This window comes from Campylobacter estrildidarum (assembly GCF_005406205.1).
Classification (GTDB): Bacteria; Campylobacterota; Campylobacteria; order Campylobacterales; family Campylobacteraceae; genus Campylobacter_D; species Campylobacter_D estrildidarum.
Window position 1 is genome coordinate 1 of sequence record NZ_NXLZ01000001.1, and the last position, 15,902, is coordinate 15,902.

General features: G+C 29.7%; 16 protein-coding genes and 1 pseudogene. 6 read left to right on the forward strand and 11 right to left on the reverse strand.

Going from position 1 to position 15,902, the window contains the following annotated elements:
- Nucleotides 1-40 precede the first annotated feature (40 nt).
- The 7 genes from CQA69_RS08885 to CQA69_RS00035 all read right to left on the reverse strand — a co-directional run bounded on the left by CQA69_RS08885 (nucleotide 41) and on the right by CQA69_RS00035 (nucleotide 7,273).
- Nucleotides 41-661 (reverse strand): hypothetical protein, encoded by a 621-nt coding sequence (locus CQA69_RS08885; RefSeq protein WP_171000275.1) that lies wholly within the window; start codon nucleotides 659-661, stop codon nucleotides 41-43.
- Entirely contained in the window at nucleotides 658-1,260 is a 603-nt protein-coding gene (locus tag CQA69_RS00010) for a bacteriocin (RefSeq protein ID WP_137619795.1), read from the reverse strand. Before CQA69_RS00010 ends, CQA69_RS08885 begins: the two co-directional genes overlap by 4 nt.
- A 238-nt stretch (nucleotides 1,261-1,498) precedes the next feature.
- Nucleotides 1,499-2,290 carry a flagellar basal-body rod protein FlgG gene (gene flgG, locus CQA69_RS00015; RefSeq protein WP_137619796.1) on the reverse strand — a complete coding sequence of 264 codons (792 nt, stop codon included), beginning with the start codon at nucleotides 2,288-2,290 and terminating at the stop codon, nucleotides 1,499-1,501.
- A gap of 21 nt (nucleotides 2,291-2,311) precedes the next feature.
- Entirely contained in the window at nucleotides 2,312-3,124 is an 813-nt protein-coding gene (locus CQA69_RS00020) for a flagellar hook-basal body protein (protein ID WP_137619797.1), read from the reverse strand.
- A gap of 146 nt (nucleotides 3,125-3,270) precedes the next feature.
- The gene (ftsZ, locus tag CQA69_RS00025; RefSeq protein ID WP_137619798.1) at nucleotides 3,271-4,383 is read right to left on the reverse strand and encodes a cell division protein FtsZ; all 1,113 of its coding nucleotides are present in this window, start codon (nucleotides 4,381-4,383) and stop codon (nucleotides 3,271-3,273) included.
- Between the two features lie 14 nt (nucleotides 4,384-4,397).
- Nucleotides 4,398-5,780 (reverse strand): cell division protein FtsA, encoded by a 1,383-nt coding sequence (gene ftsA / locus CQA69_RS00030; RefSeq protein ID WP_137619799.1) that lies wholly within the window; start codon nucleotides 5,778-5,780, stop codon nucleotides 4,398-4,400.
- A gap of 2 nt (nucleotides 5,781-5,782) precedes the next feature.
- Nucleotides 5,783-7,273, reverse strand: a complete 1,491-nt coding sequence (locus CQA69_RS00035) for a peptidylprolyl isomerase (protein WP_137619800.1) — start codon at nucleotides 7,271-7,273, stop codon at nucleotides 5,783-5,785.
- A gap of 171 nt (nucleotides 7,274-7,444) precedes the next feature.
- On the opposite strand from CQA69_RS00035, the gene rsmH reads away from it, so the two are divergent.
- Both rsmH and CQA69_RS00045 read left to right on the forward strand, forming a co-directional pair.
- The gene (rsmH, locus tag CQA69_RS00040; RefSeq protein WP_137619801.1) at nucleotides 7,445-8,386 is read left to right on the forward strand and encodes a 16S rRNA (cytosine(1402)-N(4))-methyltransferase RsmH; all 942 of its coding nucleotides are present in this window, start codon (nucleotides 7,445-7,447) and stop codon (nucleotides 8,384-8,386) included.
- Complete coding sequence (locus tag CQA69_RS00045; protein WP_137619802.1) at nucleotides 8,373-9,284, forward strand: hypothetical protein; 912 nt, start codon at nucleotides 8,373-8,375, stop codon at nucleotides 9,282-9,284. Before rsmH ends, CQA69_RS00045 begins: the two co-directional genes overlap by 14 nt.
- Here the strand turns inward: CQA69_RS00045 and CQA69_RS00050 are convergent.
- Genes CQA69_RS00050 through pta form a run of 3 tightly spaced genes read right to left on the reverse strand, consistent with a single transcriptional unit; the run spans nucleotide 9,272 to nucleotide 12,506 of the window.
- On the reverse strand, nucleotides 9,272-9,763 hold the full coding sequence (locus CQA69_RS00050; RefSeq protein WP_137619803.1) for a hypothetical protein: 492 nt from the start codon (nucleotides 9,761-9,763) through the stop codon (nucleotides 9,272-9,274). The two genes, CQA69_RS00045 and CQA69_RS00050, sit on opposite strands and share 13 nt — an antisense overlap.
- Before the next feature lie 28 nt (nucleotides 9,764-9,791).
- Entirely contained in the window at nucleotides 9,792-10,976 is a 1,185-nt protein-coding gene (locus CQA69_RS00055; RefSeq protein ID WP_137619804.1) for an acetate kinase, read from the reverse strand.
- 24 nt (nucleotides 10,977-11,000) lie between these two features.
- A complete protein-coding gene (pta, locus tag CQA69_RS00060) occupies nucleotides 11,001-12,506 on the reverse strand; it encodes a phosphate acetyltransferase (protein WP_137620027.1) in 1,506 nt (501 codons plus the stop codon).
- A 103-nt stretch (nucleotides 12,507-12,609) separates the two neighbouring features.
- Here pta and flgH point away from each other — a divergent pair, with 103 nt between their 5' ends.
- On the forward strand, nucleotides 12,610-13,308 hold the full coding sequence (flgH, locus tag CQA69_RS00065; RefSeq protein ID WP_137619805.1) for a flagellar basal body L-ring protein FlgH: 699 nt from the start codon (nucleotides 12,610-12,612) through the stop codon (nucleotides 13,306-13,308).
- A 28-nt stretch (nucleotides 13,309-13,336) separates the two neighbouring features.
- On the opposite strand, the gene ispG is transcribed toward flgH, so the two are convergent.
- Complete coding sequence (gene ispG, locus CQA69_RS00070; protein ID WP_137619806.1) at nucleotides 13,337-14,410, reverse strand: flavodoxin-dependent (E)-4-hydroxy-3-methylbut-2-enyl-diphosphate synthase; 1,074 nt, start codon at nucleotides 14,408-14,410, stop codon at nucleotides 13,337-13,339.
- 115 nt (nucleotides 14,411-14,525) lie between these two features.
- On the opposite strand from ispG, the pseudogene CQA69_RS00075 reads away from it, so the two are divergent.
- The 3 genes and pseudogenes from CQA69_RS00075 (at nucleotide 14,526) to CQA69_RS09040 (ending at nucleotide 15,882) form a co-directional block, all read left to right on the forward strand.
- Nucleotides 14,526-14,988 (forward strand): annotated as a pseudogene (locus CQA69_RS00075) (adenylyl-sulfate kinase).
- Between the two features lie 38 nt (nucleotides 14,989-15,026).
- Nucleotides 15,027-15,446: a hypothetical protein gene (locus CQA69_RS09035; RefSeq protein WP_246023087.1), complete on the forward strand. Its 420-nt coding sequence runs from the start codon at nucleotides 15,027-15,029 to the stop codon at nucleotides 15,444-15,446.
- The gene (locus CQA69_RS09040; RefSeq protein ID WP_246023088.1) at nucleotides 15,433-15,882 is read left to right on the forward strand and encodes a hypothetical protein; all 450 of its coding nucleotides are present in this window, start codon (nucleotides 15,433-15,435) and stop codon (nucleotides 15,880-15,882) included. The genes CQA69_RS09035 and CQA69_RS09040 overlap by 14 nt, the downstream gene beginning before the upstream one ends.
- The last annotated feature ends 20 nt before the right edge of the window (nucleotides 15,883-15,902 follow it).

A 15,902-nucleotide genomic window follows, 5' to 3' on the forward strand; every position in this document is an offset into this window, starting at 1 on the left:
AAATTTGTTTTTAATCGTTTTAAGTTTTAAAATTATTTTTTTAAACTCTTTTATCTATACCTTTTTCATTAAGTTTTTCCATAAGTTCTAAAATATCTATTCCATTTTCTTTTTGAACTTTTAAAAATTGTTCCCAAAAACTATTTTTTATTTCATCTTTGTAAGTTTCTTTGTTTTTGCTTTCTGCTTGGATGGGTTGAGGCGTTTTGGTTTTTTCTCGTATTTCTGGTGATTCATTAATTGGCTTACTCAAATCAGCAAAATATTTTTTTTGAAACTCAAGATAATTTGTTTTAAATTCATCTATGCTTTTGCTTGTTTGAAAAACTTTAACATATGCCTCATCATAACTTACCCCATCAATATACATCCAATGAGGTGAATTAGTATTTTCACTAATCCATTTAAATAAATTTTTAGCTTCTGATTTTGATAATTCATTTTTTCTAAGCTTATCCTCTATTGAACCCTCGATCAATCCTACTTTATTGCTTAGTTTTACATCATTTTCATACTCCTCTATAAGGCTGTTGCCCAAATTTATTCTTTGTTGTTTTGTAAGTTCAAGATTTTCATTTTTAATAACTTCATTTTTAAGTTTAATGAGATCTTTTAGAGGGTTATTTCCGTGATATTTATAATAAGAGCTTAAGAGCATCATCTTACACTCCAACCTCCAAGAGCATATTCCATTTGCTCTTTGTATTTATTAGCCATTTCTTTGATTATCATGTTGTTATTTAACATTGGACTAGAATTAAATTTATACAACTGCGAAGTATTAGGATCATAAGCTCCAACTCCATATGTAAATAAAACATAAGGTTTTCCTAAACCTGAAACTTTTACTTGTCTTTTAACACTATAAACAGGTAATAAATTTATAGCTCCTTGTGTTACTTGAAGAAATTCCGTTAATCTATTACTACTAGGATTTAAACAAGAATCTTGGCCTATACCACATAAACCTTTTGGTTTATTTGAATTATTAAAATAATTAATTATATATTGACGTTCGCCTTCTGTATATAATGCCACAGCATATAACTCAGTTGTTGGATTCCATTTAGTTCCATTGCTTAAAAATCCAACCTGATACCCACCCTTAACTTCTTTCATCTCATTAAGACTAAGAACTTTAACGCCTACACTATTATCACTGAGTGCACCATTACTGACTTTAGCTAAAAAATCATCTCCAAAAGCAGAACTTGCTAATAAAGCACCTAAAGTTGCAACGCTTAATAATTTTTTGATCATAATTTGCCGCTTCTATGTAAAAATATAATATAAAATCATTTTATCATAAATGATAATTTTAAATCAAATTTTTAAAAGATCTAATTTATAGATATTTTAGTAAAGTTTGTAATGAATTCATAGCGTTTTAAAAGTTTTTTATTTTTTAATATAATTTAATGATAGTGTGCAAATTGGTAAAAAAAATAAACTTTATAGTGTAAATATACACTATAAAATTCAATATAATAATTTTAAATTATCGTTTCAATTGATTTACAATACTAAGCATATCATCGCTAGTAGTAATAGCTTTTGATCCAGCCTCATAAGCTCTTTGTCCTGTAATAAGATCTGTCATTTCTTCAACAAGCTGAACATTACTAAGTTCTATAAATCCATGTCTAATAGTTCCTAAACCATCTTGTCCTGCAATTCCAGCAACTGGAGCACCGCTTGCACCCGTTTCAAGATATAAATTATCCCCCATAGAATGAAGTCCTGCTGGATTAATAAATTGCACTAATTCTATTTGTCCAATTTGAGTTTCTTGCTGTTCTCCTGGAAGCATAACTGAAACTGTTCCATCTGTTGCTACATTTATAGCAGTTGCACCTTCTGGTATAGTCATCTCAGGCAAAAGTCTATATCCATCAGAATTTACAATATTACCTTCATTGTCTTTTGTAAATTGCCCATTTCTTGTATATCCTATAGTTCCATCAGGAAGTTGAATTTGAAAAAAACCATTTCCAGCAATTGCCATATCAAGACTATCTGTACTCGTCGCTTTTAAATTTCCTTCAGTAAAAACCTTTGTTACTGCTGTTGGACGTACACCAACTCCCACTTCTATACCTGAAGGAGAAAGAGTAGTAGCAGAAGTTGAAGTTCCTGCATACTTCATAACCTGATACATCAAATCAGCAAATTCGGCACGACTCTTTTTAAAACCAGCTGTATTAACATTGGCAATATTGTTAGAAGTAACATCAATTTGTGTTTGCTGCGCCACCATTCCTGTAGCTGCAGTGTGAAGTGATCTCATCATTTTTTTATCCTTTAATTTTTATTATTTAACAGATGCAAGCTTATTAATAGCTTCTTGATTTAAATCATCCATATGAGCTGTCATAACTTTTTGATACATCTCAACCATTCTATTGGCTTCAATTAAACCCACCATCTCGGTAACTGGGTTGACATTAGAGCCTTGAGAAAAACCTTGTCTTACGGCATTGGAGTTATCCAGATCTCTAATACGGGTTAAATCATCGATTTTATAAACATTATCTCCATCTTTTTGCAAAGCTCTTATATCATCAACTTGTGCGATAAATAACCTTGCATTTCTTATGCCATCAACTTCAATATTTCCATTTTTATCGGCATTTATTTGTACCGCACCATCTGAAATATGAATTCCTGCATTTTGAGGATTATTAAAATAATCACTACTTAGCACCCTGTAACCTTGTTTATTAACCAAATATCCCTCATCATCTAATTGAAAATTACCATCTTTGGTTAATCTTATTTCACCATCTTTAGTTTGAACCAAATAGAAAGCATCTTCTCTAGTTATTGCAAAATCTAAAGGATTATTAGTAGCTTTTAAAGAACCTAAACTAAAATCCGTATATTCTTGAGAAACTTGAGGAATAGTGTCTATAGTAGTATTCACAAAACGCGAAGCGTCTCTTGTATGATTTTCTATAGGCAACTCGTCCTGAGTTTCTTTAAAAATCCTTTTAAAATCTGCAATGACAACATCATCTCTTTTGTATCCACTTGTGTTAATGTTAGCAAGATTGTTTGTAATAACATCAAGTTTATTAAACTGAGTTACCATACCACCCGCTGCTTGATAATATCCATTTTGCATATTTTCACCTATAAAATTGATTTTACAAAAATATAAAAAGCAAAGAGTGTTCCAACTTTTTTTAAAAACCGAAAAAATATGAAGTCGTAAGAAAAAAATATTAAGATTTTATAGAGCAAGCAAGACTAAAGCCTTGCTTGAAATTTTTAATCCATTTGGCGACGTAAAAAAGTAGGAGTTTCGATTTGAGCCATAATTTCTTCATCAAAACCACCACTTACTTTTTTAAGATTTAAATAAGGATTTTTCTTGGTAGTTTCAGTGTTTTCGGAAGATTTTTTCGCCATAGTATCTTTATCTTCAAATCCTGTAGCAATAATAGTAACTTCTACTCTATCTTCCATGCTATCGTCTGTAGTAGAACCAAATATAATCTTTGCATTTTCATCAACAATTTCTTCTATACTATTTGCAGCTGCAGAAATTTCAATCAAAGAACAATTAGAACTAGTTTTAAAATGCAAAATCACACCTTTTGCACCCTTAATATCCATACCATCAAGTAATGGAGATTCAATTGCATTAGAAAGCGCTTCTTCTATAGCATTTTCACCACTAGCACTTCCAACACCCATAAGAGCAAGTCCTCGGTGACTCATAATTGTTCTAACATCTGCAAAATCGACATTAATATCGCCATTATCTAAAAGTATAGAAACCATACCTTTAACAGCACGAGCTAAAATATCATCAACTAATTTAAAAGCATCTTTGATGCCCGCTTTCTTATCAATAATACTTAAAAGTTTTTCATTTTGAATTACAAGGATAGAATCGCTTTCTTTTTTAAGTTCAAGAAGTCCATTTTCGGCAAGCTTTTTTCTTTGTTTTCCTTCAAAAGCAAAAGGCATAGTTACAACAGAAACAGTTAAAGCGCCAATTTCTTTAGCTGCTTGTGCTATAACCGGTGTAGCACCTGTCCCAGTACCTCCTCCAAAACCAGAAGCAATAAAGACAATATCACTCTGACTTAAACTTGCTTTAATTTCTTCAAAACTTTCTCTAGCACTTTCCGCTCCAACCTCAGGAAGCATACCCGCTCCAAGTCCTTTTGTTTTTTTCTCTCCGAGTTGAATTTTAGTCTTTGCTAAAGAGTTTGAAATAGCTTGTGCATCAGTGTTAGCAGCGATTAAATCAAGGTCATTTAAACCCATTTTTACCATATGATTAATCATATTACCGCCACCACCACCGCAGCCAATAACTTTAATTTTTGCACCCTTATTGTGCTGCATCTCCTCTACTGAAAACTCATTCATAAATTCTCTCCTTGTCAAAATTGATTTGTAATTTTATTCCATAAATTTTTAAAAATACCAGAATTCTTTTCTTTTGATTCTTTAAAATCTAATTGTTCTTGAATTGTTATTGTATCATTTTCTTGCGAATTTTCATCAAGAAAATCAGATTTTATTTCGTTTTCTTTTTCTTTCTGCAAAATTATTTCTTGTCTAATTTGGCGGTTATAATTTTCTATTTCACCCTTATATCTTAATTTTTCGTTAGAATCAAGCTCATAAGGAGTAAAATAACCTGCGCCATAAAGACAAAGTCCAATTGCGCAAGTATTTTCTGGATCATTAAATATCTCATTAAAGCCTATAATTAAATCTTTTCTTGCAGTAGCAAGTCTTATGGAGCGATTGTCAAATGTGGCAGGAGCTAATTCATCAATACCTGCTAATTTTGTCATCCCTCCAGTAAGCACAACGCCTCCTCCTGTGCTATTTGCATAACGATTATCGCTTAAAATCTTCGCTAAAATCATTAAAGTCTCTTCAGCTCTAGCATAAATAACATTAGAAATAATATCCAAAGAAACCTCATTCACTCTTCTTTCATCTCCCATAGAAGGTATTTGTATAAGCACATTTGGCTGTTGAGATAAAGCTGCGTAATTGAGTTTGATTTTTTCCGCTTCTTTTAAAGGAGTATGTAAAGCCATAGATAAATCTTGCGTAATATTGATAGATCCAATTTGTAAACAATCATTATAACGGATAGAATTTCCAGTATGTACCACCATATCACAAATCGCACCACCCATATCAATAAGCACTGATCCTAGCTCTTTTTCGCTATCATCTAAACAAGCTATAGATGAAGCATAGCCAGAAAGTACTATATTATCGACTCTTAAATCAGCTAATTCTACAGCTTTTTTTAAATTTTTAATATGTGATTCTTGAGAAATTACAATATGCGTTGAAACCTCCAAGCGGCTTCCACTCATTCCCAAAGGATCATCTACGTGCTCTAAATCATTGACTTTAAAATTATAAGGTAAAACATGAATAATTTCATATCCGCTTGGAAGATTGGCCGTATGTTTTGCTGTGCTTACTGCACGATGAATCTCTTTAATTCCAATTTCGTGGTTTGGAATATTAACTACTCCTATACTATCCACACTTTTAGTATATGCTCCAGAAATTGAAACCACTACTTTATCATAATGAACACCGCTCATCATTTCAGCATTTCTAACCGCTTCTTCAATTGATTTTGAAGCGAGTTCAATATTTGTAATAGCACCTTTTTTAACTCCATTTGTTTTTGTCTTTGCAAAACCAATGATCTTTAAACCTTCTTCATCTTTTTGAGTAATAATAGCACAAGTTTGTGTCGAACCTAAATCAATTCCTAGTATATTCAAAATTAATTCCCTTTGTAATAAATTTTTATTGGATATATCTTTCTAAGCTCTTCAACTAATTCTTCTTTAATTTCGTTAGCCTTTAAAGTTTGTAAATTCCTTTCAAGCATATTTTTATACTGCTTTAACTTATCAGAGCTTATATTGAGTTTTTGTTTATTTATCTTATAAAGTATTGCTTTATTGTCGTTTAAGATTACATAAGAGCTATTCTGGTCAGAATTAAATACATTCATTAAAAAATAACTAAACTCAGCATCATTTAATATTTTATCATCAACCTTATCACTATCTCTTAAAGAATCTCTACTTACAAAACCTATATTTACACCTTTAAAATTTTCTAATTCTTTCTTGGCTTCATTTTTTAAATTTGCCCTAGCTTCATTGCTTAGATATATAGGCAAAACTTGACTTTTTGCCTCTTCGAAAGTTTTTATTCTTACAGGATCTATTTTGTTAAGCCTAACGATCATATAGCCATCTTTATACTTTACAGGTCTTAAAATATCTCCACTTTTAACCTTAGATAAAACTTCTAGTGGATAATAAGTGCTCAAATCAGATATGTTTTCATCTTTTTGAAATTGCTCTTTATTATTTTTTAATTCTAAAAATTTGGCATTGGCTAAATTTTTAAGTTGCATCAATGCATAATCTTTAGTAAGTTTATCTTTCGATGATTTAAAATCCATAATTTTACCATTTTCATCTCTATAATTTAATTTATTATTATCTTCATTGTAGAACTTTTCTAACTCATTATCATCAAATTTTTTATCCCCTATTGGTAAAAAATAAGTGGAAATTTCATATATTTTTTCAGTTTTAAAATCTTCTTTATGCTCATTCCAAATTTTTTTCAAATCATCTTCATTAATTTTTATATTTTTTTTGTCATAGTTAATTTCAGCAATGCTCAAAGAATCCTGCATAAAATAACTTGCTGCTAACATTTTTAATTCATCTTCTTTTGAAGGTATGTTAAAAATTTTATTAAGCTTATCAATAATTGCTTCATTTGAAAGAATTGTTTCATAATCTTTTGGGGTAAAATTATTTGCACTTAAAATTTCATAATAAAGAGTTTTATTAAAATCTCCTACAGGATTTTGAAAATACCTTGTTTCGGCAAGTTTTTGTATTATTTCATTTTCGCTTGAATTTAAACCCAAATCTTTAGCAAAATTTAATAAAAGTTTATCCTCAATTAGTGAATTTAATGCTACATTTTCAAGACCTAATTTTTTAGCATCTTCTTCACCCAAACCACCGTTGCTAATTTGGTTATAATAATTAAAAATTTGATTATATCTTATATTAAATTCGCTATAACTTATCTTTTCATTCCCTACAATAGCAACATTTGAGCTACGATTAAGATTAAAATCATAAGCACCCCAGCCTACAAAACCAGCCCCAATAAAAGCTATCGTACTAATCCATATAGTAACAATAAGATATTTTTTATGATGTTGCATCCAAGTAAGCATCGCATTCCTTATAAAAATTAAACCGCGGGTATTTTAACGTAGAAGTCTTTAAGTAGAGTTTAATTTATGAAAATCTACTATAAAATATTTACTATTTTTGATTTAAAAACAAAATTTAGTTATAATTTTTGATATAGTTTATTTAAAAATATTAAATTTACAGGATACACTTTGAAAGCTCCGCATATTCCAGTTTTGCTCAATGAAGTTAATGAGTCATTTAAAAATTTACATACGGGATATTTTTTAGATTGTACTTTAGGTTTTGGAGGTCATAGCGAATCTATACTTAAAAATCACCCTGATATAAAACTCATAGCTTGCGATCAAGATGAAGAAGCTTTGGAATTTTCTAAAAAGCGGCTCGAAAAATTTAAAAATAGAACTCAATTTATATCATCTAATTTTAGTCAAATTTTTGATAAAATTCCCTACAAAGACTTAAAAGGAATATTAGCCGATATAGGAGTTTCTTCTTATCAGCTAGATAATAATGAACGTGGTTTTAATCTTAATTCTGATTTTTTAGATATGCGAATGAATCAGAAAATAAAAATTTCAGCTTTTGATATAGTAAATTCTTATACCTTTGATCAATTAAGTTCTGTTTTAAAAAAATATGGTGAGTTAAATGATGCTCACTTAATTGCACAAAAAATCTGTCAAGCAAGAATTAAAAATCCAATAAAAAGCGCAAAAGAGCTAAAAACGATTATAGGTACAGCAAAACAAAAAAATAGAAAGATATCTAAAGCAACTTTAGTATTTCAAGCTATTAGAATTGAGGTTAATCGCGAACTTGATGTCTTAGATTTTTTTTTAAAAAAATTAGAAAAAATAAAACTAAAAGATTGTATTCTAGCAATAATTTGTTTTCATTCTTTAGAAGATAGAATGGTAAAAAATTATTTTAAAAAATGGGCTAAAAGTTGTATTTGCGATGAAAAAGTTTTACGTTGCGAATGTGGAAATAACAATGCTTTAGGAGAAATTTTAAGCAAAAAAGCTATCATTCCAGGTAAAACTGAAATCATTAAAAATCCTAGATCAAGTTGTGCAAAAATGCGTTTATTTCATTTTAAGAATATGGAAAAAAATAATGTTAGAAGATGATGATTTTTTAAAAGAAAAGCAAAACATACGACAAAAAATGCTTAACTTCTCTCGTGCTATCAATCAAGGAAAGCCTTTGGATGACGAGTTAAAAGAAGAAATAATTTCTAACAATGATATTTTCAAAAGACGTCTTAAAAAACAATCGAATAATTTACTAAAACAAATCGATGATGAATATGATGATATAAGAAATTCTAAAAAGTCCAATATATATTTAAAAGAAGATTTAATTAATGTAAAATTAGAAGAAAAACAATCTTTGGCCAAAAAAATTTTTTCTAAAATCAAAGAAAAGAAAAAAAAATCACATACTAAAAAATCCGATAAACAATCGATTCTTTTTAAAAAAACAGAAAATGATTTAATGGCAAAAAAAGTTCATCAAAAACACAAAATAGAAGCAATTACTTTAAACAAAAAAAATAATCATGATGATAAAAACGATTTAAAATATCTCGACAAAAAAAATATTAAAATCGATAATAAAAATTCTAAAACACCCCAAGTTGATATAAAGCAAAGTTTAGAAAATTTACAAAAAAAAGTAACCATAAAACAAAATAATACACCTAAACCAATTTCTAACCAACCAAAAACTTATTATAATGAAGATACTCAAAAAGCTAAAAACACACTTTTAGAAGGTTTCAGTGATGCAACAAAAGAGGATAGGAATTTAAATTTTAACCATTTGCTTTTTGCAACTTTATTTGTCAGTTTTGTTTTATTCTTATTTGCCCCGCAAATTTATATAAGAAATCAAATTTATTACCTAAGTCGCGAAATTGCAACCTTAAAAACAGAAGAAAATGTCTTAAATGAAGAAAATAAGGATTTAAAAAGAAGATTAGAAAATATGCGTTTTCGAAATCAAATTTTAGACTATTTAGAATGAATAATTTTTTCTAAAATATATTTTTCTAAATTTGTTTTTAAAATATCATCTTTTAAGGCTTCTTTATAAAGCTCACTTGCTGTTAAGGAATATTTTTCGTATGCGAAATAAGGAAAATGTAGTTCCCAAGCTTTTTTTATTAGTCGTTTAGAAATCATTTTACGAGCATAAATTTTAAAAATATCATAAGATATAAAAACGCAAGCTGTTACAGCAACAGCACTAATTATACTAATATGAAAATCAAGACGCGTAAGAAAATAATGCGTAGCTAGTAATAAAGGCAATAAAATAAACACACAAAGAACGCTAAAATATAAATAAGAATTTAAAACCTTAAAATTAAAATTAAGTTTGGAAGGATCAACCAGCATTCCATCATTAAATAAAGCATTAGCCTCAAGTAAATCTCGCAAAATTACCGGCTGATCTGATATTTTAAAAAGAAAATTAAGACTAAAGTTTTTAAATTTTTCCATAATTTTATCTTAATATAAAATTAAAATTTTAACCTTTATTTACAAGTTCTTCTGTAACTCTTGCAATCTCAAATTCTTCATCTGTAGGAATAATACATACTTTTATTTTAGAATTTACAGTGCTTACTATTCTTTCAGTTGATATTCTTTGACTATTTAAATTTAAATCAAGCTCTATGCCAAGATGTGATAATCTTTCACAAACTTTTTGTCTTACCAAGGCAGAATTTTCACCTATTCCTCCAGTAAAAATAATACCATCAGTTCCCGGTAATACAGCAAGATAAGCTCCTATATATTTTACCAAACGATAACAAAACATATCAAAAGCTAAACGTGCCCTATCCTCCCCTTTTTCAACTCTCGATTCAATATCTCTAAAATCATTATAACCGCAAATTCCATATACCCCACTTTTTTTATTCATTAAACTATCGATTTCTTCTATACTCAAACCTCTTGCCTTGCTGATAAAAGGTATAATTGCAGGATCCATATCCCCGCAACGTGTTCCCATAATAAGACCTTCAAGCGGAGTAAAGCCCATAGAAGTATCTACACTTTTTCCATTTTCTACCGCACAAACACTTGCCCCATTTCCAAGATGAGCTGAAATAACATTTACACTGCTTTTTCCTAATAAATTTGCAGCCTTTGAACTCACATAAGCATGAGAAGTTCCATGAAAACCGTATCTTCTTATACTATCTTTATCATAAAACTCATAAGGCAAGGCATACATATAAGCGTAATCAGGCATTGTTTGATGAAAAGCTGTATCGAAAACTGCAACATTTGGCACATTTGGTGCAGCTTTAATCATTGTTTTAATGCCTGCTAAATGAGCTGGATTATGTAAAGGTGCAAAAACACTTACTCTATCAATTTCATTAAGCACTCGATCATCTATTAAACAATGCTTAGTTAAAGTCTTTCCTCCATGAACAATACGATGACCACAACCATCAAGAACTTTAAGATCTTCTAAAATTCCTGATTCTTTAAAAAGCTCATTTAAAACTTGCAAACCGTGTTCATGATCTTTTATAGCATCATCTCTTTCAAATTTTTGGTCATTTAAAGTATTTTTTAAAACAACCTTAGAAGTTTGCTCTCCTATTTTTTCAATTAAACCGCTTGCTTTTACTACTTTATCATCAAAAAATTTAAATTTTATAGATGATGAACCTGAATTTAAAACTAAAATTTTCATTTATTTTCCTTTATTTAAAAATTATTATTGTGCTTGTATAGCACTTAAAATGACAGTATCTACAATATCATCAACTAAACATCCTCGACTTAAATCATTAACTGGCTTTTTAAGTCCTTGTAAAATTGGTCCGATTGCTAAAGCATTAGCTGTTCTTTGTACCGCTTTATATCCAATATTTGCAGCATCAAGATCTGGAAATATATATACATTAACATTCCCTGCTATTTTAGATTCTGGCATTTTTTTAGCCGCTGTTTTAGGATCATAAGCGCAATCAAATTGCATAGGACCATCTATATTTAATTCTGGATATTTTTGTTTAGCAATTTTTAAAGCCTCTTTAACAAGATCTACACTTTCACCTTTTCCACTATCTCCGCTAGAGTAAGAAAGTAAAGCGATTCTAGGTTCCAATCCAAAAGATTTAGCTGTCATTGCGCTTACATAAGCACTAGCAGCCAACTGTTCAGCAGTTGGATTAGGATTGACCGCACAATCAGCAAAAGCCAACATCTTATCTTCAAGTCCCATAAAAAATATTCCAGAAACAGAACTAACTCCTTCTTGAGTTTTAATCAATTGAAGAGCAGGACGGATAGTATCTGCTGTAGTTGTAGAGGCACCGCTTACCATAGCATCCGCCTTTCCGCTATGTACAAGCAAGGTTCCAAAATATGTCCTATCTTTAACCAATTCTTTAGCCTGTTCAAGGGTCATACCTTTGGATTTTCTTGCTTCGTATAACATAGTGGCAAATTCTTCGCTTAAATCAGAATTATACGGATCAATTATTTTTATTGTATTTAGATTAAGTGATATTTTTTTCGCATTTTGTCTTATCTCTTGTTCATTACCCAATATAATAAGTTCAACTGCACCACTCTTGGACAATATTTCACTAGCCTTTAAAATTCTTTCATCATCACCCTCTGGCAAAACAACTGTTTTTTTATTTTTAATACTTTTTTCAATCAATTCATATTTAAAGCGATGCGGAGTTGTAAAATCATAGGCTTTTAATTGACAGACTTCTTCAAAATTAAAATTTTCATTAATTAAAGCATAATTTCTGCCACCTAAAGCCTCATTAAAATATTTTTGTGCAATTAATTTATCTTCATCATTTACAATAGCTGCAATAGGAGTATTAAGATTTTTAGCTATTTTTACACTCAAATCAAAACCATCTAAAATACCGAATTCACAAAAACTATTCACTAAAACAAAATCATATTTACGATTAAGTTCCTCGTATTCTTTTAAAATTGTATTAAAAAAATTATGTGGATCTTTGCTAAATTCTTCCATAGCTTCTCTAAAAGTAAATCCGTAAGCACTTTTTAAATTTTGATTGATATTAAATTGCTCAAGCCACCCTTGAAGTACTGAAACTCGATGCACATAAATCACTGGGCAATAAATTGCTATATTTTTATAAACTTTACTATAATTTTCCAATAACTTTGTACAAATAGTAGTATTTAGCTCATCGCTCCTAGACCTCATCAAATAAAGATTTGCCATTATTTCTCCTTTGTTTTTAAAAAGTTGGAACACTCTTTGCTTTTGTATTTTATAAACATTATTTTAACAAAAAAAAATAAAAATTCATAATGTAAAGGATGATTTCATGAAAAAAATTTTATTTTATATATTGCCATTTATATTTTTTGGATGTTCTGCAACAGTAGATCCTCAAATTTCTATGAAACCACCTGCTTACGTGGAAGAACTTGCCCCAAAGCAGAGTAATAATATAGAAACAGCTCCAGGATCACTTTTTGGTAAAGGAGATAATCCTTTATTTTCTGATAAAAAAGCAATGAATGTTAATGATTTGGTTACCGTAGTTATTCAAGAAAGTACTACTCAAAGCACTCAAGCTAATAAAGCTACAAGTAGAACTAACACTTCAAATTTGGGAGGAGGAGCTTTAACAGGCAGTTCTGGAATAGTAGCGAGTGCAATTAACAAAGTTAATGCTTATTCTAATATAGGTTTTCAAACTAACAGTACAAATAATTATCAAGGATCAGGATCTCAAAGCCGCAATGAAAGCTTTAATACAACCATCTCAACTCGAGTGATCAAAATTTTATCCAATGGTAATTATTTTATCGAGGGTTCAAGAGAACTTTTGATCAACGGGGAAAAACAAATCATTCAATTAAGCGGAGTGATCCGTCCTTATGATATCGGACAAGATAATACTATAGATAGCAAATACATTGCAGATGCAAAAATTCTTTATAAAACTGAAGGTGAAGTAGATAGAAGTACTAGAAAACCTTGGGGAAGTAAAGTAATAGAAGCTATCTGGCCATTTTAATAAAGCAAGGTTTTTTACCTTGCTAAAATCAATCTTTTATCGTTCTACTTTTTACCTCATCTTCAACTTCTAATAAAAATCTATCAACCAAATCTTTTTCTTTTAGTTTGGCAACAACCTCGCCATGTCTTATAACAAGCCCTTGATTTTTTCCAAAAGCTATAGCAACATCAGCTCCCTTAGCTTCACCTAAAGCATTAACAACACAACCCATAACGCTAATATTAATCGGCTCTTTTATATGTTTGGTTTTCTCTTCTACAATCTTAATAGCACCAAGCAAATCACTTTGTATCCTTCCGCAAGTCGGACATGAGATGATATTAACCCCGCTTTTTTGTACTCCACTATCTTGTAAAATTGCCTTTGCAACACGAATTTCTTCTTCAAGTTCTCCTGTCATAGATACACGCATGGTATCGCCTATGCCTTTAAGAAGTAAATTCCCTAAGGCTATGGAACTTTTTACTGTGCTATGAAATTTAGTTCCTGCTTCTGTAACACCTAAATGAAATGGATAAACACAAAGCGGACGTAATCTTTCATAAGCTTCTATTGTTTTTTGAGCGTCTGAAGTTTTCATTGAAATTTTAATATCTGTAAAATCTAAATCTTCTAAAAGCTTGATATTATATAAAGCGCTTTCTAGCATAGCCTCTATGCCATATCCAAATTTATCACTAAATTGTTTTTCTATAGAGCCATGATTTACTCCTATGCGTATAGGAATATTGCGTTCTTTACAAGCCTTTACGACTTCTTTAATGTTTTCTTTAGAGCCAATGTTTCCGGGGTTAATTCTCACGCCATCAATAAATTCAGCACAATATACAGCCAAGTTATGGTTAAAATGAATATCAACTATCAAAGGCAATGGACTCTTTGCTTTAATTTCTCTTAAGGCCCTTGCGTCTGCCATATCTAAACAAGCTAAACGCACTATATTTGCTCCGGCAAAATAAAGACGATTAAGCTGCTCTAAGCAACCCTCTATATCTCTAGTTTTTGTAAATAACATCGATTGAACTGAAATAGGTGCATCTCCCCCTATTAAAACATTTCCCACTTTAATCTGCTTTGTTTTAAATCTCTCTACTTTCATACACAAACTCTTTTTATGAATATTATTTTTAAAATTCTAACTTTTTTTGCTTTAACTAAAGTTTATTTTTATATAATCTCTACATCTAAATTTTATTAAATATATGGAAAAAATAATGCAAGATTTAAAAAATGGTGGAGTGATTTGGCTAACAATATTGCTGAAGAATTATGTAGAAAATTGAGAGAAAAATTAAATAATATTATCTATTTGACAGAGATGAATTAAGAGATCTTTTGGGACATTATGGCTATGAAAAAGAAGGACGTATGAAGTTTCACTAAAACGTTCTAATTTCGCTCATTTTTTAAGTTCTCAAGGAATGATAGTTATTGTAAGTACGATTTCCATGTGGGATAAAATTTATACATACAACCGAAAACGACTTAAAAATTACTTTTGAAATTTATATAAAATGCGATTTCGAAGAGTTAAAAAGACGAGATAAAAAAGGGCTCTATAGCGGTGCTTTAAAAGGTGATATTAAAAATGTTGTGGGAGTTGATATTGATTTTGATGATCCACATCCTGATCTGATTGTAGATAATTCTAAACTTGATAATCTTGAAAAAAAATAGCTATAATCTTAGATCACTTTCAAAAATACCTATAAAATATGCAAAATTTATTAGAATTTATACGGGATAATTTAAATCCAACTAAGGCCCAAATTTTATCAAAAGCTTTAAAAAATTCCCATAATGAAAACTTTTTTAATTTTGTTATGGAGAATATTAACATTATTTGCACATGGTTAAACTCACTTGAATTTAAAGAAAATTATTTAAATAGCGCTTATCCTCCTTTGATTAATCCTGACTTCATAGACACAGATTCGAGCAGATATTGCGCAGAACTTGCTTGGGATTTAAATTTGCCCTTACCTAAACACTATAAATTTATCTATATTTCGCCTCATGGAGCCAGCACTGCTGCATTTTTAAGATATCTTAATGAGGGTTGTAATGTTTTATGTTTTCGACTTCTCCTAATGATGCTAAGAAAGATATTGCATCCATTATATGTATTTAAATAGCAATATTGATCAATATGCTATAAATATTTCAGAACTTAATATTCCTAATTTTGATAAATTTCTAAATTTACTTGATCCTAATGCACAAATCATTTGTGGTGTTAGAGACCCTATAGGGATTTTAAAACACAATTGGGGAAGAGATTGGACAAAAGTTTCAAGAAATTATCCACGTGATTTTAATCTCACTTATGATTATAGAAATTATATTGAATTTTTAACTCACAATAAAAAAACTGAAATTAAAGTTGATTTTGAAGAGCTGAATAATGGAGTTTTTATCTTAAATTTTTTATTGCGATATTTCAATCAAGATAAAATTTATTATTTAGATATGAACTCGATTATTCCAGACAATGCTTTTAAAACATTGGATTTTCTTGCTCGAAAATTCAGCTTTACCCCCCCCCACTATAGAAAAACAATCTTTTTTTAAAATTCAAGAATTTAAGGGCT